Here is a 23,446-nt window from a genome sequence, read left to right on the forward strand (position 1 = left end):
CCGATAGGTGGTCAGTTCAGCCGTGATGCGATCCGTAGCAGCTGCCGAGCTTGCGAGGCTGCGTTCGGCTGCGAAGCAGTCGTAAACCAGAGTTTGCGATGCATCAGGCAGACCGCATCAGCCGGGTTTACGGCTGCTAAGCAGCCGAACGCAGCCTCGCAGGCTCGGCAGCTGCTACGGGTAGGGCCGGCCCATCCGGTGCAAAACCCATTAAGGCTTCTGCTGATTCTCCGCCACAGCAGCTTTGGACTTGGAGAACCGATAGAACAGGTTGGGCTCGCTCACAATGTACAGCTCGCCGGAGGTGTCCATGGTCATGCCTTCGGCTTGCGGTATGGTTTTTTTCAGGTCATTCAGGCCGAGCAGGGAGCGGAAGCTGACGAAGTTGCCGTCCTGGTCCAGTTCGGTCACGTTGCTGGATTGCTCGCTCAATAACAGCAAGTGACCGGTCCGCGGATCGTAGTAACCCTCGGAAAGATCCAGGCCGAAGACGCTACGGTCGATCCAGTGGGTCAAGTCCTGGATGTGCACCTGCAACGGGCTGCCGATGGACGCCAGCATGCCCGTGACCGTAAACAGCTGCCGCGGATCGCGTTCCTTGATCGCGAAGATACGGTCATTGGCCGCATCATAGGTCACGCCTTCAAAGCCCTTGTTGTGTTCGCTCAGGTTGATCTCGATGGCAACGAACGGGGCGTTCTCGACATGGATCGGGCCAGGGCTGTCCGGCAAGGTGATGACGTACAGTCGCTGCAACTGTTCATCGGCGATCACTACGCGTCCGTTACCCAGGTAAGCAAGGCCTTCGGTGTCCTGGAAGCCGATCAGCGGGTAACGTTCAAGCAGATCGCCGTTGCGGTTCATGGCCACAATCTGCATGGGCCCACCATTGGTGATGCCCAGCAGTCGATCATGGTCCGGGTCATAGGCGATGCCGGACAGATTGGTGATGTCCGCGACAGGCTTGGCCTGGATCACGGCTTTATAGTCCGGCAGCCAGATATTTTTATCGGGCGCCTGATTACCATGCCAAAGAGTTTTCCAGTACGCATACAGCTGCTGGTGAACCATGAAATGTGCAGAAACCACGTAGGCGCCAAGCAATACAACAATGAACAATATCCCCAGCTTCCCTCTCTTGCTCATGACTTGTCCTTGTCCCAGCTGAAGCGATAGACCTTTTTGGGTTGTCCGGGCTGGCATTGGCCGTTATCGGCATCGGCGCCGACGATCGACCATTGCGCGCGAGACGTTTCGCCGAGCTCATGAGCGGCCTCGGGATTGAAACACTTGCTCAGCACTTCGTCCGGGACCAGGGCGTAGGCATCACGGTGTTCGCGTAGCCATTGCGCCGCTTGTTCGACCGAGGAACTGCTCATCCCGAAATGCACGATCGGCTGCCGGGCGAACAACCAGTGGCCCTCGCGCCAGTCGACCAGCACCAGCTCGGCACCGTGGGTCATGGTCGCCGCCTGCGCCATGATCGCTTCGTGGGGGTTCGGACCTTCCTTGATCGGCTCGATGAACCCGCGGGCGAACCACAGAACGAACCAGCTCACCACCAGCGCCTGGAATACCCGCATACCGCGCGGACGTTTTCCGAACCAGCGCTTGAGCAGCCAGGGAATCAGCGGCGCCGCCACCAGCACCAGACCGGGCAATGCCGGATAGATGTACAACTTGCGCTTGCCGGTGCTCAGGCAGAAAAACAGCACCACCAGCACGACCCAGCTCAACAGCACCAGCACTCGACCGTCGTGCTTGCGCAGTTGCTTGCGCCAGGCCGGCACCAGCCACGGCAGGGCCAGCACCAACGGCAGCCAGTATTGCGGGATCACGTTGACGAAGAAGTACCAGAACGGTTCGCGATGGTCCCACGCGGCGGCATAGCGTCCCGCTGTCTGGCGCAGCAGGATTTCTCGCGCATAGGCGACTTCTTCCGCGGTGCCATTGAGCACAATGGACAGTGCCAGAGGCAGCAGCCAGATCGCGATAGCCCCGAGCGCCACCAGAAAGCCCAGGAACCATTTGCGCTTCTGGCCGGGCATGGCCACCACGCCGGACCAGTTTTTGCGCACCGCGTAGGCATACGGAATCAGCATCAAGGCCGGGACGAAGCCGACCCCTTTGGTGATTATGCCAATGCCCATGGCGGCGCAGCCCACGTAAAACCAGCGCCAGGCTGGCCCGAGCAGCAGGTGCCGCGCCAGTCCGTACAGGCCCAGGGAGGTGAACAGAATCAACAGGCTGTCGATCTGGCCGGTACGCAGGATGCTGTAAGTCTGATAGGTGGCCAGGTACAACAGCGCGGCTATTCGACCGATGCGCTGATTCCACAGCCGGCGGCCCAGGTCGTAGACCACGGCCGTGACCGTCGCCGCCGACAACATCCCCGGAATATACAGGGCGAGGGCGGGCAGGCCGGTGAGCCACGCGAAGAACGCCACCATCCACATGAAGACCGGCGGTTTATCGCCGTAGATCTCCGCAGCGCGGTGAGGGATGAACCATGACCCGTTGTGCAGCATCTCCAGCGCTACGCCGAGGAAACGTTCCTCGTCGACGTTTTGCGGTTGACGCAGCCCCAGGCCAGCGCCGATCAACAGCAAGGCAAGCAGCACCAGGCCCAGGCATTCGATGCTGGGCGACAGGGTTTTACGCATGGCTCAGTCCTTCAGGTGTTTGGTGCGGGCAATCAATTGCAAATTGCGCAGATAGACGATGGAACCAAAGGCCTGGCCAGCGATGAACACCGGGTCTGCCCGGTAAATGGCATAAGCGAGCAGCAGGGCGCTGCCGACAATGCTCAGGTACCAGAAACTCACCGGGATCACGCTGCGTTTTTTGTACTCGCTATACAGCCACTGCAGGATGAAGCGACCGGTAAAGGCGATCTGGCCAGCGAAGCCGACCACCAGCCACAGGGTTTCGCGGGAGAGGTTCATCCTTCGATCTCCTGCGCGTTGGTGTTCAACCGCGTGCGCTTGATCAGCCACCACACACCGAACAGGTCAAGAATACCCACCAGGGCGCGGTCGATGTTGCCGTATTTGGACACACCCGCGGTGCGGGGCCGGTGGTTGACCGGGTGGACGATCATTCGGCCGTTGTGACGCTGGATCAGCGCGGGAATGTACCGATGCATGTGGTCGAAGTACGGCAGGCGCAGAAACGCCGCGCGTTCGATCAGTTTCAGCCCACAGCCGGTGTCCGGGGTATCGTCATTGAGCAGGCGGCGACGCAGCCCGTTGGCAAAACGCGAAGCCCAGCGTTTGCTTGCGGTATCGCGGCGGTTGACCCGGTGCCCGGCTACCAGCTGAACGTCGACCAGACCCTTTTCACCGCGCACCAGCGCCAACATCCCGGGGATGTCCGCGGGGTCGTTTTGACCGTCGCCATCAAGCGTGGCCAGCCATTGCCCCCGGGCGGCGATTGCCGCGTGGTAGAGGGAGGTGCTTTGCCCCAGCGAGCGCTCATGGCGCAGGATGCGCAACGCGTCCAGGCCATTGTTTTTCAGCTGCCGCAGCTCATGCAGGGTGGAGTCGGTGCTGCCATCGTCCACCACAATGATTTCGTAGGCCTCACCGTTCAATGCGGCGTGGACTTCCTCAAGTAACGGCTTGAGGTTGTTTGCTTCATTCTTTGCTGGAATCAATACAGATACAAAAATGTCTTGGCTCATAGAGTCCTCTCCCTTGCTCCCTGGTCTATTTTTATCAAGGGCTAACGTTTTATATCTGATAGAAGTGGCGATACCACTTCACAAATTCCGCTACGCCAGTTTCAACCGCCACTTGAGGGCGGAAATCGACCCACTCGGCCAGCGCCGAAATGTCGGCCCAGGTCTTGATCACATCGCCTGCCTGTAGCGGCATGAAATTGCGTTGGGCCTTGATGCCCAGCGCCGATTCCAGGCAGTCGACAAACTCCAGCAGTGGCACGGGTTGGCCACGGCCGATGTTGAAAATCCGGTTTACGCCAGTGCCCGGCTCGTTCGGCACCGGTGGCTTGGAGCGCAGGCGGGCGACGCTTTCAACGATGTCGTCGACATAGGTGAAATCGCGCGACATCTGGCCATGGTTATAGATGTCGATCGGCAAGCCTTTCAGGATCGCCTCGGTAAACTTGAACAGCGCCATGTCGGGGCGCCCCCAAGGTCCGTAAACGGTGAAAAAGCGCAGGCCGCTGGCCTTCAGGCCATAAAGGTGGCAATAGCTGTGCGCCAGCAGTTCATTGGCGCGTTTGCTGGCGGCGTACAGCGAAATGGGGTGATCGACGGCATCTTCGACACAGAACGGCATTTTGCTGTTGGTGCCATACACCGAGCTGCTCGAGGCATAGATCAAATGCGCGGGGCGATGGTGCCGGCAAGCTTCCAGCACATTCAGAAAGCCCACCAGATTGGACTGCGCATAGACATCCGGGTTGTCCAGTGAATAGCGAACACCCGCCTGGGCGGCCAGGTGCACAACCTCGGTGAAAGCATGTTCTTTGAACAAGGCCATCAAGGCCGGTTTGTCGACGATGTCCAAGGCCTGGAAACGAAAGCCCGGCAAGGATTCAAGCTCTTTGAGCCGTGCGTGTTTGAGTTCTACGCTGTAATAGTCGTTGAGATTGTCGATACCGACGACTTCAAGGCCTTCTTGACACAAACGCTTGACGGTGTGATACCCAATAAAACCGGCGGCGCCAGTAACCAGAACCGTCATGAGGCCTGCGCCTGTGCGTGACTGATTCCGATTCTGCGCAAAGGGCGCTTTTGCATCACAATCCCCTGTAAGTACTCGCTGATCAGTATATTTTTTGGGCTTTTTGCCACCATTGGCTCCATGCCTTGCTCCATTGTATTGGTAAAGTTCTGTGCAGTGCACATCATGAGCCGCAGAAATGGCAGCCGTATACCCTGCCAGTTGGATTGTAAAAAAAACGTTAAGTAATTACTTCGTTTTTCTGACCGCCTGCTTAAAGGCGTGCTGGTATGAGGGTGCTCACAACGCGGCGCCTAGCATTTTCAGGTAGTTGGGGCTCTCGGAGATCGAGTTGTGGCCCGTGTCCGGTATGACCTGCAGCGAGGCCACGCCTTTGGCGAAATGGGTGTAGAGCCGGTCTGTGCTTGCGCGCGGTATGACTTCGTCGTGCTCGGCCGCAACCAACAGCGTCGGGACGGTGATGTGAGCGGCGTATTTCCAGGATTCGAACTTGTCCTGCAACAGCCATTTCACCGGGAACCAGGGAAACTGGCGGGCGGCGAGGTCTTCAAGGCTGTTGTAGGGCGTGATCAGGATCAGCCGCGACGCCGGGCGCTGGCTGGCCAGGCGCACGGCAACGCCTGAACCCAGGCTGCGTCCGATCACTGCAATATCAGGATGGCTGTTGTAGACATAGTCGAACAAGGCCATGGCGTCACGCTGAATCGCCTCCTCGGACGGCGACCCGGTACTGCCACCGTAGCCTCGGTAATGCAGCAAGTAGATCGCATGATCCGCAAACGCTTGCGAAAACCCGGGCAGGCTGCGGGAAACGTCCTCGGCATTGCCACCAAAGTAGATCAACGCCTTCGGCCCGTCGTGCGGCCTGACGGTCACCAGCACCTGCGCGTCGGCGACTGACAAGGTAAGAAGCGATTCGGGTGTGTCGATGGCGCGAGGTTGCGGGTAGTAGATGAGGGCCCGTTGAAACACGAACAGCGCGACGCAGAGCAGCAGGTATGCAACGGCAATGAAAGCGAAGATAGACACCAGGGTTCGCGACATTCGGCTAAGTTTAGTGGACGGCATGGACTGCTTCGGGCCTTGAGACAGCTATTGCTGGAGCGTCGCCAGAGTGTAGTCCAGCAATTTCAGCTGTGCAGAAGCGCCGCCCAATGCCCGTGTGGGTGCGAGCACCTGTGGCGAGGGGGCTCGCCCCCGTTGGGTCGCGAAGCGGCCCCAAAACCTGCAATCGCGGTACACCACATGCAATGGTTTTACGACTGCTGCGCAGCCGAACGGGGGCAAGCCCCCTCGCCACACGGAGGCAAGAACATGCTGACCCGAGCCATTCCTTCCAGCAACGAGCCGTTGCCCATCGTTGGCTTGGGTACTTATCGCGGTTTTGATGTCACGCCTGCCGACGCTGCTTACAAGCAACTGCAGGCGGTGCTCAGCGCGTTGTTCGAGAAGGGGGGAAAGGTGATCGACAGTTCGCCCATGTACGGTCGCGCCGAGCAGACCGCCGGTGAGTTGCTGTCGATCCATCGCCCTCGCTCGCCGGCCTTCCTCGCCACCAAGGTCTGGACCCGTGGCCGCGAAGAAGGCATCGCGCAGATGGAGCAGTCGTTCAAACTGTTGCAGACCGACCGGATCGACCTGATGCAGATTCACAACCTGCTGGACTGGAAAACCCATTTGCCGACCTTGCGTCAATGGAAGGCAGAAGGGCGCATCCGCTACATCGGCATCAGCCATTACACGGCGTCGGCCTACGACGAAGTGGAGGCGGTGTTGAAAGGCGAGCCGATGGATTTCTTGCAGATCAACTATGCCCTGGACGACCGCGCTGTCGAAAAGCGAATCCTGCCGCTGTGTCGTGAGCGCGGTGTGGCGGTGATCTGCAATCGGCCCTTCGGTGGCGGCGGCCTGATCGCTCGATTGAAAGGCAAGCCGCTACCGGGATGGGCTGCGCAAGTGGGGATCAACAGCTGGGCGCAACTGGCGCTCAAGTTCCTGCTGGCTCATCCGGCGGTGACCTGCGTCATCCCCGGCACCGGCAACCCGCGCTACATGGCGGAAAACGCCGGTGCAGGTTTCGGCCCGATGCTCACGGATGCACAGCGCCAGCAATTGATTGCGCTGGTGGGGTGACGGCTACCTTGTAGCAGCTGCCGAGCAGCGCGAGGCTGCGTTCGGCTGCGCAGCAGTCGTGAGTCCGACTGACGCGGTCTGCCTGATGCACCGCAAGCTCTGGTTTGACGACGGCTTCGCCGCCGAACGCAGCCTCGCAGGCTCGACAGCTGCTACCAGCGAACGCAGCCGCTGCTCGGCAGCTGCTACAGGCTTACGGCGGCTGGCATTACTTGCGCCATCTCCAGCGGAATTTCCAGGGTAAAAATCGCTCCCTGGCCGGGTCCATCGCTATGGACGCGAAGGTGCCCGTTCATTTCCACCGCCGCGAGTGCGCAACTGTGCAGGCCAAAACCATGACCTTCCTTGCGCGTGGTAAAGCCGTGATTGAAGATGCGGGCCATGTTCTCGGCGGCGATCCCTTCGCCCTGATCCTCTACGCTGAAGCGCAGCGTTGCGTTATCGATAATCCTGACGCCCAGCGTCATACGGCGCTGATGATCGCTGACCCTGGACATCGCATATTTGGCATTGCTGATCAGGTTGATCAGGATCAACAACAGTCGGTGTTTGTCGCCGATGATGGTCGGTGTGGCCTGGTAGTCTTTGATGACCGTGACATGGTGCCGGCTCAAGGCGCCGGAATTCATGCGTAACGCATCTTCGAACAGATCGACGACATTCAACGGCTCGACCAGCCGGGCGGCGCCGGCATAGGCCTGTTGGGTGGCAACAATATCCTTGATGTGATCGATGCTCTTGGTGAGTTGCGCCAGCTCGTCAACGATGCTCGATTGCTCGGTCGCGATGGAATCGACCAGTTGATTGAAGTAAAGGGGCAGCAGTTTGCCTTTTTCATCGTGCGTCATGAACTGCCCCAGGTCTTCGGCATGTTCATTGATCATTTTTACCGCTTTGCCCAGGCCGAGGGTTTTGCTGGTCGACAATTTGCGGGTGATCAATTCCGCGGAGACGTTAACGCTATTCAACACATTACCGACGTTGTGCAGCACGTTGGTCGCGATCTCTGCCATACCGGCCATCCGCGCGGCGTCGATCAGCTCGCGCTCGGCTTCCAACAGTTCATGGGTGCGTTCCTCGACGCGTTGCTCCAGCCGCTCGTTCGCTGTCTGCAATTGGTTGTTCATCTTGTTGATCAGCGCATAACTGCGAATCAGACGGGCGGCCAGGTACAACAACAGCAGCGCCATGATGCCAGCGCAGATCCCCAGGTAAAGGTGGTATTGGCGATCTGTCGCGGCTGTGCGCCGTTGTGTCTCGTTCAATAACTCGTTGATGCTGTCCAGTTGCTGTGCGACCGGAATGACACTGATGCGATCAACCAGGTCATTGACGATGGGCTGCTCTCGAACAATGGCATTCACAGCGTCTACAAGTGCAGTGAAAGTCGGGCGCCGTTCAGGCGGCAGTTGATTGATGTACTCATTCAGATATTCCAGATGCCCGGAGATTTCTTCGGCCCGTTCGCTGCTGACATAGAGGGCGTATTCAAGGGTGTCCAAGGTAAGGTCGAACACCACTGACGCCGCCCGAGCATCCACCGACGAGAGTTTGTCGTTGGAATCTTCCTGCAACACCCGAATGGCATCTTCCAGCGTAGGCAGGGCCTCGAATGCTGTTCGCAAGGCCGTGTTGTGCTGTTTGAATTGCTCAACCAACCGGGCTTTGTTTTCTACCGCTTCCAGATAACCCTGGCGTCGGGTTTGCCAAAGGGTCGGGAGCGGGCCGACAGCGTTGAGGCTATCGAGCTGTTGCCAGCGCTCTTCCGCTTCAGGCGGCGCCACCAGCAACAGGTTGTTGTTCATGCCGATTTTGGCTCGCAGGAGCTTCACGTTCCAATTGGCATCGTATTGCTTGAGTTGACGCACGAAGTCGCGCGACTCGAAGTAGGTCGATGTGTCGTACGAGTAGGATTTGATCAGCAAAAATATCAGTACGCTGAAGAGGGTCAGTGCAATGGCTGCCAAGGCAGACCATTTGTAATGATTAGAAATCTGCATGGCGGCATTCCTCCCTGATACAGGCTGTCCTGAGAGAGAGAGGCTGCCAACCGTCAATTAATTCCATTTTTTGCGCTCCCTGCAGAATGACGAGGCATCGCCACGTCATCCGTAAGCCTAGCGTTGTTGGTGGACGGTGCCGGAAAAAACACCGAACGGCAGGGGCGAGCGTCAGGGGACGAGCACGATCGCCCCTTTGACCTGACCGGCCCGCAGGCTTGCCAGCGCCTGATTGGCATCGTCCAGGGCAAAACAGGTGACGTCGCTGTGCACGGGCGTATGGCGCAGTTCGGCAAAAAACGCGGTGCCGTCTTCGCGGGTCAGGTTCGCCACCGAGCGGACGCTGCGTTCGCCCCACAACAGTCGATAGGGGAAGCTGGGGATGTCGCTCATGTGGATGCCTGCGCAAACCACACAACCGCCCTTGACTGTGGCTTCCAGCGCCAGTGGCACCAGTGCACCGACAGGGGCGAAGATCAGGCTGGCGTCGAGCGGATGCGGTGGCGGCTGATCCGAGGAACCTGCCCACACGGCGCCCAGCGTCCTGGCATAAGCCTGGCCCTCGCTGTCGCCCGGTCGAGTGAAGGCGTACACCTGCTGTCCTCGGCCCCGCGCCACCTGAATCGCCAGATGCGCTGCCGCGCCGAAGCCATAAAGGCCCAGGTGGCGTGCGCCTTTGGCCATTTGCAAGGCGCGAAAACCGATCAGCCCGGCGCACAGCAGCGGTGCGGCTTCGGTGGCCGAGAGCGTGTCCGGGAGGGGGAAACAGAAGTGGGCATCGGCAACCGTGTAGTCGGCATAACCGCCATCCCGATGACAGCCGGTGAACTGTGCCCGGTCGCAGAGGTTTTCACGGCCCGAGCAGCAAAACGTGCACTCACCGCACGTCCAGCCAAGCCAGGGAACGCCGACGCGCTTGCCGACCCAGTCGGGCGAAACGTCGCCACCCACCGCTGTCACTTCACCGACGATTTCATGGCCCGGCACCCGCGGCAGCACTGCTTGCGGCAGTTCACCGTCCACCAAATGCAGGTCGGTGCGGCACACGCCACAGGCCAACACCTTGATCAACAGTTGCTGCGCGCCGGGCTGCGGCACGGGACGTTCTTCGCGCTTTAGCGGCTGGCCGGGGGCATGCAGAACCATGGCGCGCATGACGATTCTCCAAAAGCCGATGCACCGCAAGGCGTTACAGGGGGGATTCCCGGTGGCAGCCGGCGACCAGTTGCTTGAGCCCGTCCAGATTCAGCACTTTGACGTTACGCCCGGAAATCTCGACCAGTTCCGAGTCCCGTAGATGAGCGATGCCCCGACAAATGGTTTCCAGACGCAGGCCCAAGTAGGAGCCGATCTCTTCGCGACGCATCTTCAGCACAAAGTCTCGGGACGAGTACCCCCGAATGCTCAGCCGTTGCGACAGGTTCAGGAGGAAGGCGGCCAGGCGTTCATCGGAGTTCATGTTGCCCATCATCATCAGCAGGTTGTGCTCACGGACGATTTCCCGGCTCAGGATCTTGTTCATGTTGTGCTGCAACGAGGGCAGCTCCAGGGCGAGTTTCTCCAGTTGGGCGAAGTTGAAGGGGCAGACTTCGCTGTCCTCCAGGGCAAAGGCACTGCAAGTGTGATGATCGTCGCTGATAGCGTCCAGACCGAGCATCTCGCCGGGGATCTGAAACCCGGTGACCTGCTCGCGGCCGTCGACCGACAGCATGCTGGTCTTGAATGAACCGATCCGCACCGCGTAGAGCGAGCGCAACGGATCGCCGGCCCGGTACAGGGCTGCACCTTTTTTAACCTTTACACGCTGAATGATCAGGGTATCCAGTCGTTCGACTTCGTTGCTGGTCAGGCCAATCGGCAGACACAACTCCAGAACGCTGCAATTGGCACACGCGGCTTTCAGATAATGATGTTGATACGGCCGGGTTTCAGGCATCGCAAAAATTCCCCCTGACAGGAGCTTAGAGCATAGTTCGGATCCCCCGTTTCAATCGGGCGTTTACAGATAGAGTCGATGAGCGGGGGAAAAGCTTGTTCCTGTTGAGCCGGGATAGACGGCCCAAGACTTGATGTAAATCAAGTCTTAGGCCGTGCAGACACCCAGAATCGACGCATGTCTTGCGGTTTAAACCGAAGCCCAGGCGGAGGACGTCATGAGCGATTTTCTGAGTGCCGAGCAGCTGGAAGGGCTGGATGCCTACTGGCGGGCGTCCAATTACCTGGCGGTCGGGCAGATCTACCTCAAGGACAATCCGCTGCTGGCGGTGCCGCTGACGCTGGCGGATGTAAAGCCACGGTTACTGGGGCACTGGGGCACGACGCCGGGGTTGAACCTGATCTATACGCACCTTAATCGCCTGATCACGGCCTATGATCTGAACATGATCTTCATCGCCGGCCCCGGGCATGGCGGGCCGGCCATCGTGGCCCAGACCTACCTGGAAGGCACGTACACCGAGCTCTACCCGTCGGTGGGGCGCAATACCAATGGCCTGGCCCGACTGTTTCGGCAGTTTTCCTGGCCTTATGGCATTTCCAGCCATGTGTCGGCGCAGATTCCGGGGTCGATCCATGAAGGCGGCGAGCTGGGCTACAGCCTGGCCCATGCCTATGGCGCCGCGTTCGACAACCCGGACCTGATCGTGGCGTGTGTGATTGGCGACGGCGAGGCGGAAACCGGGGCGTTGGCGGCCAGTTGGCATTCCAACAAGTTCCTCAACCCGGCGCGTGACGGGGCGGTGCTGCCGATTCTGCATTTGAACGGGTACAAAATCGCCAACCCGACGGTGCTCTCCAGCATCAGCGAGGAGGAGTTGTCGGCGTTGATGTACGGCTATGGCTACGATCCGTATTTCGTCGAAGGCGATGACCCGACAGAGGTTCATCAAACCCTGGCCAGAACGCTGGACACCATCGTGCAGGAGATTCGCGACATTCAGCGGGGCGCTCGTCAACGATCGTCGTCCCGGACACTGGAGCGGCCCCTGTGGCCGATGCTGATCTTGCGTACGCCCAAGGGTTGGACGGGGCCGACATTCGTCGATGGCCAGCGGGTCGAAGGCACCTGGCGGGCGCATCAAGTGCCCTTGGCCGACTTCCAGCAGCCGCAGCATTTGCGGCAACTGGAGGAATGGCTCAGCAGCTACCGCCCCGACGAATTGTTTGATGCCAATGGCAGCTTGTTACCCGAGATCGCGGCGTTGGCGCCGACCGGCCATCGGCGAATGAGCGCCAACCCCCACGCCAACGGTGGGCTGCTGTTGCGCGCGCTGGACCTGCCACGGTTCACCCAGTATGCGGTGAACGTCGAGACGCCCGGTGGCCTGCGGGCAGAGGCCACGCGGGTGCTGGGCCGGTTTTTGCGCGACGTGATGAAATGCAATCTGACGTCGAGCAATTTTCGCCTGTTCGGCCCGGACGAAACCGCCTCGAACCGGCTGGATGCGGTGTATGAAGTCAGTGCCAAGGCGTGGATGGAGCCGCTGGGGCCTGATGATGTCAATCTGTCGACCGATGGCCGGGTGATGGAGATTCTGAGCGAACAGGTGTGCGAAGGCTGGCTCGAAGGTTATTTGCTGACCGGCCGGCATGGGGTGTTTTCCTGTTACGAGGCGTTCATCCACATCGTCGACTCGATGTTCAACCAGCATGCCAAATGGCTGAAAACCGCCGCCGAAGTGCCATGGCGCAAACCCGTGGCCTCGCTCAACTATGTGCTCACCTCCCATGTCTGGCGCCAGGACCACAACGGCTTCTCCCATCAGGACCCGGGGTTCATCGATCTGGTGGCGAACAAAACGGCGGACGTGGTCCGGATCTACCTGCCGCCCGATGCCAATTGCCTGCTGTCAGTGGCCGATCACTGCCTCAGGAGCCGCAACTACATCAACGTGATCGTGGCCGGCAAGCAACCGGAGTGGCAGTGGCTGGACATCGATGCCGCCATTCGTCATTGCCAGGCCGGTATCGGACGCTGGGACTGGGCCTGCCGCGATGACAGCGATCCGGACGTGGTGATGGCCTGTGCCGGCGACGTTCCGACCCTGGAAACCCTGGCGGCGGTCACTTTGCTGCGCGAATACGTGCCGGATTTGCGGGTGCGGGTGATCAATGTCGTCGACCTGATGGTCCTGCAGCCGTCGTACCACCATCCCCACGGTTTGCCCGACAGCGTCTTCGATGAACTGTTTACCGTCGACCGGCCGGTGATCTTTGCTTTCCACGGCTACCCCGCGCTGATCCACCGGCTGCTGTACAAGCGCACCAATCATGAAAACTTCCATGTTCGCGGGTTCAAGGACGAGGGGGCGACCACCACGCCGTTCGACATGGCGGTGCTCAATAATCTGGATCGGTATCAGTTGGCCCTGGATGTCATCGAGCGCGTGCCCCGGCTGCACGATCAACTCCAGACCGCCCGGGCGCGCTACTGGGCGACGATGGAGAAACACAAGCTTTACCTTATCGAACACGGGCAGGACATGCCCGAAGTGATGGAGTGGCAATGGACGCCCGCGCCGGGCAATCAGGGCTGATGGGCGGCGCCGGGCGCTATTTGCTCTTCCAGTATTTCTGCATCTCCAGAAACAGGAACGAAGCGGTCCAGGAAATCAGCACCAGTCCCGTCAGTGCCTCCAACCCGGTCAGGTACTTGAGGTTACCCATGGGTGAAATATCGCCGAAACCGATAGTCGTGAACGTGGTGAAGGAAAAGTACACGCAGTCCATGAACGAACCATCGAAATTGCCGCGCAGGCTACCCCATTCACCGGAGCGGATCAGCAGGTAATAGATCAGCGCGAAACACCAGACCTCTAACGCATGGGCCACCATCGCGCCGAATACCCCGACGACGATCCGAAAGCGGCTCCAGAGTTTGAGCCTGGGCAGCCAATCGTTCAGACGCAGCAGGCATTCGTAGTGGATCACCACCGTGATGACCACCACCAACGTGTTGATTAGCGTGACTGCGAACATGATGGGCCTTCAGCGATGGGGGCAGGGCGCCGTCTGCGGGCGATTGTTCGCAGCGTCACGGGGCTGGTAATGCCGGGGTGGGCTTGAATGGCATCAGCGCCGGGAACTCCTCGGGCGTGAGGGTTTCCTTTTCCAGTAACAGGCGGGCGCCCTCGTCCAGGTCGGCCCGACGACTCTGAAGCAGTGCCTTGGCCCGTTGGTAGGCTTCATCGAGCAGGGCGCGAATACCCAGGTCGATTTCCCGGGCTGTCTGTTCCGAATAATCCTTTTCGCCCATCGTGGCCATGCGATCTCCCAGATACGTTGGGGTTTGCTTTTCCAGCACCGACTGCCCGAGCTCGGGGCTCATGCCGAAGCGGGTGATCAGTTGCCGGGCGATATCGGTCGCGCGGCCCAGATCGTCGGCGGCCCCGGTGGAGATCTGGCCGTAGACAAGGTCCTCGGCGGCGCGTCCGGCCATCAGCACGACAATCCGGTCCTTGAGTGTCTGGCAACTGATCAGGAAGTGATCCTCGGTCGGTCGCTGCAAGGTATAGCCCAGCGAGCCGATGGCCCGGGGCACGATCGAGACTTTATGCACCGGGTCCATGGCCGGCAGGCTGCTCGCGGCCAGGGCATGCCCCATCTCGTGATAGGCCACCACCCGGCGCTCGTCGGCATCGAGCAGGCTGCTCTTGCGTTCTAGCCCCGCGATAAGGCGTTCCACTGCGGCGGTGAAGTCGTTCAGGCTGACCGCCTCGGCGCCGCGACGGGTGGCGACGATGGCCGCTTCGTTCACCAGGTTGGCCAGGTCGGCGCCGGTGAAACCAGTGGTGATTTCGGCGATACGTGCGCTATCGAGGCCTGGTTCCACGGTGATTTTCTTCAGATGAACCTTAAGAATCGACTGCCGCCCTTTGCGATCGGGACGGTCGATCAGAATCTGCCGGTCGAAGCGCCCTGCGCGCAACAGCGCCGGATCAAGGACCTCCGGCCGGTTGGTCGCAGCCAGCAAAACCACGCCCTCACGCGGATCGAAGCCGTCCAGCTCGGCCAATAACTGGTTGAGGGTCTGTTCTTTTTCGTCATTGCCGCCCAACACGCCGACGCCACGCATCTTGCCCAGCGCATCGAGTTCATCAATGAAGATGATGCAGGGTGAGGCCTGGCGGGCCTGTTCGAACAGGTCGCGGACCCGGGCCGCACCGACCCCGACGAACATTTCGACAAATTCGGACCCCGAAATCGAGAAAAACGGCACACCGGCTTCACCGGCGATGGCTTTGGCCACCAGGGTCTTGCCGGTGCCTGGCGGGCCCACCAGCAAGGTGCCCTTGGGGATGTGCGCACCCAGGCGTGCGTATCGGGCCTTGTCCTTGAGGAACGAGACGATTTCCACCAGTTCGGCCTTGGCTTCGTCAATGCCCGCGACATCGGCGAAGGTCACTCCAGTGTCGCGTTCGACAAAGATCCTGGCCCGCGACTTGCCGACATTCATCAACCCGCCAAGGCCTTGTTTGTCCGCCATCCCGCGAAACAGGAAATGCCAGAACACCATGATCATTATGAACGGCAACAACCAGCCCAACAGGCTGTTCATAAAGGTGTTTTCATTGACCCCGGTAAAGCCGACGCCCGATTGGGAGAGTTCGGTCGCCAGCGCCGGATCGACCCGCACCGTGGAGAACCGGTCGCGTCCGTCGATGGGTTCCACCAATTTGCCGCTGATCCGGTCCTTGTCGATCTGCAAGTCACTGACTTTTTGCTCGTTCAACAATTGCATGAACTGGCTGTAGGGCAGGGGCTGCACGGCCTGGCGCTCGACAAAGAAGACCTGCATGAGGCCCATGACGATAAAAGCGATCGCGAAGTAGGACAGGTTCCACCGGTCGTTCTTTTTCATGGCCTTGGCTCAGAGTGTGAACGCATATCGGTAAGCCAGCGGCCATCCCGTTTACTATAAAGATAGCCTGCTTCAGCTTCTCCCTCGCGCAGGGCGCCGGATGATGTGCACAGAGACCTCGGGTCTGGATCACCTCACCTCGTGCCGGTCATTCAGGAAACGGTGGCTGGGCAGGCGATTCCTTTTCTGGAATATCCGTCATGGTCGCCTCGGTGAGCAGCAGGACACTGGCAACCGACACGGCATTTTCCAGGGCAATACGCACCACCTTGGTCGGGTCGATGATGCCGGCTTCGTACATGTCCACATAACAATTGGCTGCCGCATCGAAGCCCACGTTGCCCGGTTCGGCGAGCATGCGGGCAATGACCACGCCGGCATCCACCGCCGAGTTTTCAGCGATGAACCGGGCCGGTGCTTCCAGAGCCCGGCGCAGAATCTGCAGGCCGGTTTTGACATCGCCCTCATGGCTGGCTTCCTCGGCTGCGATCATCGGCACCGCCTTGAGCAGCGCCAGGCCGCCACCTGGAACAATGCCTTCGGCGATCGCTGCCCTGGTCGCGGAAATCGCATCGTCGAGTGCATCCTTGCGCGATTTCATTTCCGCTTCGGAAGGCGCGCCGACGCGGATCACCGCCACGCCGCCAGACAGCCTGGCCAGGCGTTCCTGCAGTTTTTCCCGGTCGTAATCGCTGGTGGTGTTGTCCATTTGCACGCGGATCTGTTGCAGGCGCGCCTCGATAGCTTCGCGTTTACCTGCGCCGCCAATCAGCGCCGTGCTGTCTTTTTGCACCACGACGCGATGAGCCCGGCCCAACTGGCTCAATTCCACCTGTTCGAGGCTGATCCCCAACTCATTGGAGATCAGGGTTGCGCCGGTCAGAACGGCAATGTCCTGAAGCATTTCCTTGCGTCGATCACCGAAGCCTGGCGCCTTGATCGCCACCGCGCGCAATACCCCCCGAATCTGGTTGACCACCAACGTGGTCAACGCTTCACCCTCTATGTCGTCGGCGATCAGGACCAGTGGCTGGCCACTTTTGGCAATCAGTTCCAGCAATGGCAGCAGGTCTTTGAGCACGCCGATCTTATGGTCACAGAGCAGCAGGTAGGCATCGTCGAGTTCGGCCTGCATTTTCTCGGTATCGGTCACGAAGTAGGGCGAGACATATCCACGATCCAGGCGCATCCCTTCCATGACCTCGACCACTGTTTCGGTGGTCTTGGACTCTTCGACACTGACAACACCTTCAATGCCGACCTTTTCCAGAGCGTCGGCCACCAGCTGACCGATGACCGCGTCGTTGTGGGCCGAAAGCGTGGCCACCTGGGCCTTTTCCTTGGGCGTGCTGACCGGGCGCGATTGCGCCAGCAGTGATTGCATGACCAGAGAAAGCCCCCGGTCCATACCGCGCTTGAGGTCGATCGCACTGGCACCGGCGACGACGTTGCGGATGCCGTCAGCCAGGATTGCATGGGCCAGGACCGTCGATGTGCTGGTCCCGTCCCCCACGGCCTCGCCGGTGCGTTCCGCCGCCTGACGCAGCATTTGCGCACCCAGATTCTCCTCGGGGTCCAGCAGGTCGATCCGTTTGGCAATCGTCACGCCATCGTTGCAGACCGTCGGATTGCCCCATTTATTCTGAATCAACACCGATTTCGATTTCGGTCCCAGGGTCACCCGGACAGCGTCCGCCAATTGTGTGGCTCCGCTGAGGATTTTCTCGCGAGCGCCAGCACGAAACAGGATTTTAGTGTGAGCCATCAGGTTGTTCTCCTGAAGAGTTCTGCATTGTTTCAGCTTCTATGAAATGGCACGTGCAGCGTTGATTTTTATCAACAAAGTCACACAGGCAGGCGTGCAGTCGCAGTACGTACCGTTCGGATGATCGACCGTCGGTTGTTGGCCCGAATTGACAAATATCAACCTGCGCCGCAGCAAACCGGGCCCAAATGAAATCTTCAAATCCACCGTGTTTTCAGTGGACCTGACTGGAAGGGGGGGCGATTTGAAAACACGGTTCGCGTGGGATTTTTAGCCAACTCATTTGCGAGGAAAGACCATGGACAAGTTTCAGCAGAGTCAGAAAAGCCAGCTGTTCAAAACACCGGCCCATGATCCTTATTGCTTGCCGAAAATCGAAGGCTCTGCCGTCTGCCCGCAGTGTGGGGCCGCTTACCAGGCAGGTAACTGGACCTGGAAAGTTCCTGAAAACACGGTGGTTCATGATGCGCAATCAGTGACCTGCCCAGCCTGTCAGCGTACCAATGACAACAAGCCGGCGGGTACGCTCACGCTATCGGGCAGCTTCTTGCCCGCGCATCGAAACGAAATCATCAACCTGATCGAAAACACCGAGAAAAAGGAAAAAGCGGAACATGCCCTGGAGCGCATCATCGGCCTGGCCGACTCCGAGGGCGCGCTGGTTGTGACCACCACGGGCATCCATCTCGCGAACCGCCTGGGTCATGCACTGAAAGCGGCCTTCAAGGGGCACGCCGATTATCAGTACAGCGATGACGAGTTCGGGGTGAACATCGACTGGACGCGTAACGAGTAGAACCGGAGGGAAGGTGTACTCGACGCTACAAAACTTGAAGAAATGACAGGAGGTCGGGATCGAGGAGTACGACCATGATCGTCAATGATTCAACGCCACAATCTGCCGCCTGTTCTGAATCAATCAATCGTTGTGTGGCGCTCTTTTCCGAAGCCGACCGACTGAGCAAGCAAGCCTATGCGTTGTTGAACGAGCCTGTTTCGACCCAGACGATACAACGATTTTCTGCAGCGAAAAAACTGGCGGATGACAAATACCGTCAAGCCCACCAGGAATGGTTGAAAACCATGAACAAGAGCGACCCATGATGGAGGGCTGCTGCCGGTAGCCTGCCCGGCGAAGGTATTTGATTTATATCAACGCCAAAGCGATTCCAACGGAGGAGTCTGAGGTGACGCTGGTGCCTGGTCCAGCGAGGGCGCAACGACCGCGCCCTCGCAACAGGCAATGGCGCGTTGAAGTCCACCTGCCTGGAGTCAGATCATGAGCCAGTATCAACGGTTGTTATTGATCATCAACCCGGCCCTGCGCCAGTCTCCTGCGATACAACATGCGGCGGCCCTGGCCAAGGCCAGCGGGGCACGTTTGCATATCGCTGCCTTGATAAAGTCGTTGGATATTCTGACGCTGCTTGAAGAGGGCGTGCGGGAAACGGCGCGGGAGACCTATCTGCAGGACCATCGCGACTGGTTGAAGTATCAGGCAAAAAATATCCGTGGCCTGGGGATCGAGGTGACGGCAGAAGTGGCCTGGGCCGATGACCTGCAGCAGGACATTCTGGATCACGTCACGGAAATGCAGCCCGACCTGTTGATCAAGGAGGTTCAGCATGAATCGGCGCTCAAGCGCGCGTTCTTCACCCCGCTGGATTGGCACTTGCTGCGCCACTGTCCAGTGCCGGTCTATCTGATGGGCGGCAGTGGCCATACCTTGCCGCACAAGATCGTGGCCGCCGTTGACGCTTCGGGTACCGATGCCGACAAAGAGTTGAATGACCGGATCATCCAGCAGGCCAATGGCCTTGCGCTGCAGTGCAATGCCGAGTTGCACCTGCTGTATGCCTGCGACACGACAGACTATCTGGGCGATATGGGCGGCGGCGGCCTGACTCTGTCGCAGCTGACCAAGCAGTTGCGCAGGGAACTGGAGAAATCATTCCTGGCGCTGGCCGGTCGGTACGGTGTGGCCTCTGACCGCCGGCATTTCATTCTGGGGCACCCGGTCTCGGCGCTGAGTGAGTTTGCCGAGGAAAATCAGGTGGACGTGATCGTGATGGGCAGAGTCCAGTCCCATGGATTGAACAAACTGGTGGGCAGCACGACCGAACATATTCTGTATCAGGTGCCATGCAGCGTCCTGGCGGTCTAGGGACAGTCCCGTTCACGGTTGATCACACCCCTGGGTGACGGGTTGTGATGAACAGCCGTTGAGGTGAAGCCCATGCATTTGCCGATGATCAAAAAGAAACTCACCCGTTTGCCGACAAAGCCCAATTGGCTGGACAGCGAGCAAGCCCGCGCAGCCTTTTCTTGGCAGGTGGAGGCGCTCGAATTGGCCGGATTGCCAGGGGGCGGCATGAACCTCGCCTATGAGGCGGTGGATCGGCATGCAATGGGAGGGGAGCGTGAACATACGGCGTTGCGCATTCTCGATCGCCATGGCGGGCACCGCGACATCAGCTACGGGCAACTGAGCACGCTGACTAATCGCTTTGCCAATGTGCTGAAAACATTGGGCGTGGCCCCCGGTGAACGCTTGTTTGTGCTCTGTGGCCAAGGGCTGGAGCTGTATCTGGGCGTGCTCGGTGGCTTGAAGCTCGGTTGCGTGGTTTCGCCGTTATTCTGCGCGTTCGGCCCCGAGCCCATCGAAACCCGGATGCGTCTTGGTGAAGGCAGCGTGCTGTTGACCAGCGAAACTCTTTATCGACGCAAGATCGCGGCGGTTCGTGAGCATTTGCCGGCACTCAAGCATGTACTGCTGTATGACGCCGAGGGTGGGGATACGAACGCTGTGGCGGGCGCCCTCAGTGTGCATCGATTGCTGGCCGAAGCCGTGGACGATTTCGACATCGCCCGGACAACGGTCGACAGCCCCGCACTTTTACACTTCACCAGCGGCACGACCGGCACCCCCAAAGGCGTGTTACATGTGCACGGCGCCGCGCTGACGCACCGGGTCACCGCCAAATACGCCCTGGATTTACACCCTGAAGATATTTACTGGTGCAGCGCCGATCCGGGCTGGGTCACGGGGACTTCATACGGGATTTTCGCGCCGCTGCTGATGGGGGTGACCAGCGTGGTCGAGGGCAACGAATTCGATGCCGAACGCTGGTACAGGATTCTCGAAGAGCAACAGGTGACGGTCTGGTACACGGCACCGACGGCCATTCGCCTCTTGATGAAAGCCGGTGACGCCTTGGCGCGCCGCCATCACTTTCCCTGTCTGCGGTTTATTGCCAGTGTCGGTGAGCCGCTCAATCCCGAGGCTGTCTGGTGGGGCAAAGAGGTGTTGGGGCTGCCGATCCACGACAACTGGTGGCAGACCGAAACCGGCGGAATCATGATCGCCAACACGGTCTCGATGGCCATTAAACCGGGCTCCATGGGCAAACCGTTGCCCGGTGTCGAGGCAGCCATCGTCGAGCGCAAGGCGGACGGTTCGCTGGTGTTTCTCGAGGCAAATGAAGTCGGTGAACTGGCTCTGAAACGACCGTGGCCCGCCATGTTCCGTACTTATCTGGGGCAAGAGGAGCGCTATCGACGGAGCTTCGTCGGTGAGTGGTACCTCAGTGGCGATCTGGTGCGTCGCGATGCCGACGGTTATTACTGGTTCGTTAGCCGCGGCGACGACGTCATCAAGTCGGCCGGGCACCTGATCGGCCCGTTCGAGGTGGAAAGCTCACTGATGGAACATCCGGCGGTGGCCGAGGCTGCCGTGATTGGCAAGCCCGATCCTCTGCTGGGTGAAACCGTGAAGGCGTTTGTTTCGCTCAAGAGCGGATTCACCGCCAGCCCGGCCCTGCACGATGAATTGCTGGGCCATGGACGCAAGCGTCTCGGTGCCGTGGTCGCGCCAAAGGAACTGGCGTTCATGCAGGCACTGCCGCACACCCGCAGCGGAAAGCTCATGCGACGTCTGCTCAAGGCCCGGGAGCTGGGTTTGCCGGAGGGCGATACTTCCAGCCTGGAGAATCCGTCATGAGCCTGCAATCGTTGCCCAAGGACTTTGCTCTCGACTTGCTGCGAGACATGGTGCGCATCCGTCGTCTTGAGGAGCGCGCCGGCGAGCTGTACGGGGAAGGCAAGATCCGTGGCTTCCTGCACCTGTACATCGGTGAAGAAGCGGTGGCGGTCGGCGCTTTGCATGCGCTGGCAGCCGACGATGCGGTGGTCGCGACGTATCGCGAACATGGCCATGCCCTGATCAAGGGAGTGCCCATGAACACCATCATGGCCGAGATGTACGGGCGCCAGGAAGGCTGCTCGCGAGGGCGTGGCGGTTCGATGCACTTGTTCGATGCCGGTACACGTTTCTTCGGCGGCAATGCCATCGTCGCCGGCGGCTTGCCGCTCACCGTCGGCCTGGCGCTGGCCGAGCGTATGCAGGGTGGATCACGGCTCTCCACCTGCTTTTTCGGTGAAGGTGCCATGGCGGAAGGGGCGTTTCACGAGTCGATCAACCTGGCCGCCTTGTGGCAGTTGCCGATGCTGTTTTGCTGCGAGAACAACCTCTATGCCATGGGCACGGCCCTGGAGCGTTCGCAGTCGCAAACCGACCTGTGTGCCAAAGCTTCGGCGTACAAGGTCCAGACCCGGTCTGTCGATGGCATGGATGTGGTCGCGGTGTACGAAGCCACCCGTGAAGCGGTTGAACATATCCGGCAAGGGCGCGGGCCTTTTTTCCTGGAGTTTCGTACCTATCGGTTTCGCGCCCACTCGATGTTCGACCCGCAGCTGTATCGCGACAAGGCCGAGGTGGAGCAGTGGAAGACCCGTGGGCCGATTCACACCTACAGTGCCCGGCTCAAGGCCGAAGGCCTGTTAGACGAACCCGGTTTTCTGGCGATCCTGGCCCAGGTGGACGCTGAAGTGGAGGCCGCCATCGCTTATGCTGAAAGCGCCAGCCTGGAACCGCTGGAGGATCTGTCTCGCGATGTCTACACGCCGAGGGCCGCACCATGAGCACTCGCATGACCTACCGCGATGCGTTGCGCGAGGCCCTGCGTGAAGCGTTGCAACGGGACCCTCGGGTGTTTCTGATGGGCGAAGATGTCGGCCGTTACGGTGGCAGCTATGCCGTCTCTTTGGGGCTGCTTGAAGCATTCGGCCCGGAACGCATTCGAGATGCGCCGTTGTCCGAATTGGGCTTCGTGGGGGCCGGTATCGGGGCGGCGCTGGGGGGCATGCGGCCGATCGTAGAAATCATGACCGTGAACTTCAGCCTGCTCGCCCTCGATCCTCTGATGAACACCGCTGCTGCCCTGCGGCATATGTCCGGCGGACAATTCTCGGTTCCTCTGGTGGTGCGCATGGCGACGGGCGCGGGACGTCAGCTTGCGGCGCAACACTCTCACAGCCTCGAAGGCTGGTATGCGCATATCCCCGGGCTGAAAATTCTCGCCCCGGCGACCGTCGAGGATGCACGCGGCATGCTCTGGCCTGCGCTGCTGGATCCGGACCCGGTGCTGATTTTCGAACACGCCCAGCTCTACAACATGGAGGGTGATACCGGCGACTGGAAGGCTCTGGATATCAGTGCCGCCAAGGTCCGTCGAGTCGGCAAGGACCTGACCCTGATTGCGTATGGCGGCACCCTCGGCAAAGCCCTGACGGCGGCTGAGCAACTGGCCGGGGAGGGCATTGATTGTGAAGTCATCGACCTGCGGGTTCTGCGCCCTCTGGATGACAGCACAATCATGACCTCGGTCTGCAAAACCCGCCGCGCCCTCGTCGTCGATGAAGGCTGGCGCAGCGGCAGCCTGGCAGCGGAAATCATCACGCGGATCGTCGAGCAGGGCTTTTACGAACTGGATGCACCGCCAGCGCGGGTGTGCAGCGCCGAAGTGCCGATGCCTTATCCCCGGCATCTTGAAGAAGCCGCACTGCCTCAAGTGTCGACGATCGTCGCCGCCGCACATGAGCTGTGCGAGGGGAATGCAACGTGATGACAGGCATGTACCGC

General features: G+C 59.9%; 19 protein-coding genes and 1 pseudogene. 8 read left to right on the forward strand and 12 right to left on the reverse strand.

Translation table 11 applies throughout. The features are described from left to right. Positions 1 to 210 precede the first annotated feature (210 nt). From PGR6_RS09330 to PGR6_RS09355, 6 genes are all read right to left on the reverse strand, one after another. Positions 211 to 1,146: an SdiA-regulated domain-containing protein gene (locus PGR6_RS09330; RefSeq protein ID WP_064616900.1), complete on the reverse strand. Its 936-nt coding sequence runs from the start codon at positions 1,144 to 1,146 to the stop codon at positions 211 to 213. After that, a complete protein-coding gene (locus PGR6_RS09335; RefSeq protein WP_064616901.1) occupies positions 1,143 to 2,663 on the reverse strand; it encodes an ArnT family glycosyltransferase in 1,521 nt (506 codons plus the stop codon). Before PGR6_RS09335 ends, PGR6_RS09330 begins: the two co-directional genes overlap by 4 nt. Before the next feature lie 3 nt (positions 2,664 to 2,666). Further along, the gene (locus PGR6_RS09340) at positions 2,667 to 2,945 is read right to left on the reverse strand and encodes a lipid-A-disaccharide synthase N-terminal domain-containing protein (protein WP_018928220.1); all 279 of its coding nucleotides are present in this window, start codon (positions 2,943 to 2,945) and stop codon (positions 2,667 to 2,669) included. Then, positions 2,942 to 3,682: a glycosyltransferase family 2 protein gene (locus PGR6_RS09345; protein WP_018928219.1), complete on the reverse strand. Its 741-nt coding sequence runs from the start codon at positions 3,680 to 3,682 to the stop codon at positions 2,942 to 2,944. The genes PGR6_RS09340 and PGR6_RS09345 overlap by 4 nt, the downstream gene beginning before the upstream one ends. A gap of 49 nt (positions 3,683 to 3,731) precedes the next feature. Beyond that, positions 3,732 to 4,709 carry an NAD-dependent epimerase gene (locus PGR6_RS09350; RefSeq protein WP_064616902.1) on the reverse strand — a complete coding sequence of 326 codons (978 nt, stop codon included), beginning with the start codon at positions 4,707 to 4,709 and terminating at the stop codon, positions 3,732 to 3,734. A 279-nt stretch (positions 4,710 to 4,988) separates the two neighbouring features. After that, entirely contained in the window at positions 4,989 to 5,777 is a 789-nt protein-coding gene (locus PGR6_RS09355) for an alpha/beta hydrolase (protein WP_064616903.1), read from the reverse strand. A gap of 246 nt (positions 5,778 to 6,023) precedes the next feature. Between PGR6_RS09355 and PGR6_RS09360 the strand changes: the two genes are divergently transcribed. Then, positions 6,024 to 6,842 (forward strand): aldo/keto reductase, encoded by an 819-nt coding sequence (locus PGR6_RS09360; RefSeq protein WP_064616904.1) that lies wholly within the window; start codon positions 6,024 to 6,026, stop codon positions 6,840 to 6,842. Positions 6,843 to 7,027: 185 nt separating this feature from the next. Here the strand turns inward: PGR6_RS09360 and PGR6_RS09365 are convergent, their stop codons facing one another. The 3 genes from PGR6_RS09365 to PGR6_RS09375 form a co-directional block, all read right to left on the reverse strand. Next, a complete protein-coding gene (locus PGR6_RS09365; RefSeq protein ID WP_064616905.1) occupies positions 7,028 to 8,842 on the reverse strand; it encodes a DAHL domain-containing protein in 1,815 nt (604 codons plus the stop codon). Positions 8,843 to 9,013: 171 nt separating this feature from the next. Beyond that, positions 9,014 to 9,997: a zinc-dependent alcohol dehydrogenase family protein gene (locus tag PGR6_RS09370; protein WP_064616906.1), complete on the reverse strand. Its 984-nt coding sequence runs from the start codon at positions 9,995 to 9,997 to the stop codon at positions 9,014 to 9,016. A gap of 34 nt (positions 9,998 to 10,031) precedes the next feature. Beyond that, on the reverse strand, positions 10,032 to 10,778 hold the full coding sequence (locus tag PGR6_RS09375) for a cyclic nucleotide-binding domain-containing protein (protein ID WP_064616907.1): 747 nt from the start codon (positions 10,776 to 10,778) through the stop codon (positions 10,032 to 10,034). 208 nt (positions 10,779 to 10,986) lie between these two features. On the opposite strand from PGR6_RS09375, the pseudogene PGR6_RS09380 reads away from it, so the two are divergent. Beyond that, positions 10,987 to 13,377, forward strand: a pseudogene (locus PGR6_RS09380) (phosphoketolase family protein); the annotation flags it as partial. Positions 13,378 to 13,393: 16 nt separating this feature from the next. On the opposite strand, the gene PGR6_RS09385 reads toward PGR6_RS09380, so the two are convergent. From PGR6_RS09385 to groL, 3 genes are all read right to left on the reverse strand, one after another. Further along, positions 13,394 to 13,819 carry a potassium channel family protein gene (locus PGR6_RS09385; protein WP_018928210.1) on the reverse strand — a complete coding sequence of 142 codons (426 nt, stop codon included), beginning with the start codon at positions 13,817 to 13,819 and terminating at the stop codon, positions 13,394 to 13,396. 55 nt (positions 13,820 to 13,874) lie between these two features. Continuing rightward, positions 13,875 to 15,701, reverse strand: coding sequence for an ATP-dependent zinc metalloprotease FtsH (gene ftsH, locus PGR6_RS09390; protein ID WP_018928209.1), 1,827 nt, complete (start codon positions 15,699 to 15,701; stop codon positions 13,875 to 13,877). Between the two features lie 148 nt (positions 15,702 to 15,849). Beyond that, complete coding sequence (groL, locus tag PGR6_RS09395) at positions 15,850 to 17,466, reverse strand: chaperonin GroEL (protein ID WP_064616909.1); 1,617 nt, start codon at positions 17,464 to 17,466, stop codon at positions 15,850 to 15,852. A gap of 298 nt (positions 17,467 to 17,764) precedes the next feature. On the opposite strand from groL, the gene PGR6_RS09400 reads away from it, so the two are divergent. The 6 genes from PGR6_RS09400 to PGR6_RS09425 all read left to right on the forward strand — a co-directional run bounded on the left by PGR6_RS09400 (position 17,765) and on the right by PGR6_RS09425 (position 23,429). Beyond that, the gene (locus PGR6_RS09400) at positions 17,765 to 18,262 is read left to right on the forward strand and encodes a BCAM0308 family protein (RefSeq protein ID WP_064616910.1); all 498 of its coding nucleotides are present in this window, start codon (positions 17,765 to 17,767) and stop codon (positions 18,260 to 18,262) included. 74 nt (positions 18,263 to 18,336) lie between these two features. Beyond that, complete coding sequence (locus PGR6_RS09405) at positions 18,337 to 18,570, forward strand: hypothetical protein (protein WP_064616911.1); 234 nt, start codon at positions 18,337 to 18,339, stop codon at positions 18,568 to 18,570. A gap of 175 nt (positions 18,571 to 18,745) precedes the next feature. Then, positions 18,746 to 19,630, forward strand: a complete 885-nt coding sequence (locus PGR6_RS09410) for a universal stress protein (protein WP_064616912.1) — start codon at positions 18,746 to 18,748, stop codon at positions 19,628 to 19,630. A gap of 72 nt (positions 19,631 to 19,702) precedes the next feature. Beyond that, the gene (acsA, locus tag PGR6_RS09415; protein WP_064616913.1) at positions 19,703 to 21,466 is read left to right on the forward strand and encodes an acetate--CoA ligase; all 1,764 of its coding nucleotides are present in this window, start codon (positions 19,703 to 19,705) and stop codon (positions 21,464 to 21,466) included. Beyond that, positions 21,463 to 22,446: a pyruvate dehydrogenase (acetyl-transferring) E1 component subunit alpha gene (gene pdhA / locus PGR6_RS09420; protein WP_064616914.1), complete on the forward strand. Its 984-nt coding sequence runs from the start codon at positions 21,463 to 21,465 to the stop codon at positions 22,444 to 22,446. The genes acsA and pdhA overlap by 4 nt, the downstream gene beginning before the upstream one ends. Beyond that, positions 22,443 to 23,429: an alpha-ketoacid dehydrogenase subunit beta gene (locus PGR6_RS09425; RefSeq protein ID WP_026286590.1), complete on the forward strand. Its 987-nt coding sequence runs from the start codon at positions 22,443 to 22,445 to the stop codon at positions 23,427 to 23,429. Before pdhA ends, PGR6_RS09425 begins: the two co-directional genes overlap by 4 nt. Positions 23,430 to 23,446 lie beyond the last annotated feature (17 nt).

It is taken from the genome of Pseudomonas sp. GR 6-02, from assembly GCF_001655615.1.
Taxonomy (GTDB): domain Bacteria; phylum Pseudomonadota; class Gammaproteobacteria; order Pseudomonadales; family Pseudomonadaceae; genus Aquipseudomonas.

Coding starts and splice junctions, on each gene's coding strand:
- PGR6_RS09330 (WP_064616900.1), bottom strand. CDS start 1,146: ATGAGCAAGAGAGGGAAGCTGGGGATATTGTTCATTGTTGTATTGCTT.
- PGR6_RS09335 (WP_064616901.1), bottom strand. CDS start 2,663: ATGCGTAAAACCCTGTCGCCCAGCATCGAATGCCTGGGCCTGGTGCTG.
- PGR6_RS09340 (WP_018928220.1), bottom strand. CDS start 2,945: ATGAACCTCTCCCGCGAAACCCTGTGGCTGGTGGTCGGCTTCGCTGGC.
- PGR6_RS09345 (WP_018928219.1), bottom strand. CDS start 3,682: ATGAGCCAAGACATTTTTGTATCTGTATTGATTCCAGCAAAGAATGAA.
- PGR6_RS09350 (WP_064616902.1), bottom strand. CDS start 4,709: ATGACGGTTCTGGTTACTGGCGCCGCCGGTTTTATTGGGTATCACACC.
- PGR6_RS09355 (WP_064616903.1), bottom strand. CDS start 5,777: ATGCCGTCCACTAAACTTAGCCGAATGTCGCGAACCCTGGTGTCTATC.
- PGR6_RS09360 (WP_064616904.1), top strand. CDS start 6,024: ATGCTGACCCGAGCCATTCCTTCCAGCAACGAGCCGTTGCCCATCGTT.
- PGR6_RS09365 (WP_064616905.1), bottom strand. CDS start 8,842: ATGCAGATTTCTAATCATTACAAATGGTCTGCCTTGGCAGCCATTGCA.
- PGR6_RS09370 (WP_064616906.1), bottom strand. CDS start 9,997: ATGCGCGCCATGGTTCTGCATGCCCCCGGCCAGCCGCTAAAGCGCGAA.
- PGR6_RS09375 (WP_064616907.1), bottom strand. CDS start 10,778: ATGCCTGAAACCCGGCCGTATCAACATCATTATCTGAAAGCCGCGTGT.
- PGR6_RS09385 (WP_018928210.1), bottom strand. CDS start 13,819: ATGTTCGCAGTCACGCTAATCAACACGTTGGTGGTGGTCATCACGGTG.
- ftsH (WP_018928209.1), bottom strand. CDS start 15,701: ATGAAAAAGAACGACCGGTGGAACCTGTCCTACTTCGCGATCGCTTTT.
- groL (WP_064616909.1), bottom strand. CDS start 17,466: ATGGCTCACACTAAAATCCTGTTTCGTGCTGGCGCTCGCGAGAAAATC.
- PGR6_RS09400 (WP_064616910.1), top strand. CDS start 17,765: ATGGACAAGTTTCAGCAGAGTCAGAAAAGCCAGCTGTTCAAAACACCG.
- PGR6_RS09405 (WP_064616911.1), top strand. CDS start 18,337: ATGATCGTCAATGATTCAACGCCACAATCTGCCGCCTGTTCTGAATCA.
- PGR6_RS09410 (WP_064616912.1), top strand. CDS start 18,746: ATGAGCCAGTATCAACGGTTGTTATTGATCATCAACCCGGCCCTGCGC.
- acsA (WP_064616913.1), top strand. CDS start 19,703: ATGCATTTGCCGATGATCAAAAAGAAACTCACCCGTTTGCCGACAAAG.
- pdhA (WP_064616914.1), top strand. CDS start 21,463: ATGAGCCTGCAATCGTTGCCCAAGGACTTTGCTCTCGACTTGCTGCGA.
- PGR6_RS09425 (WP_026286590.1), top strand. CDS start 22,443: ATGAGCACTCGCATGACCTACCGCGATGCGTTGCGCGAGGCCCTGCGT.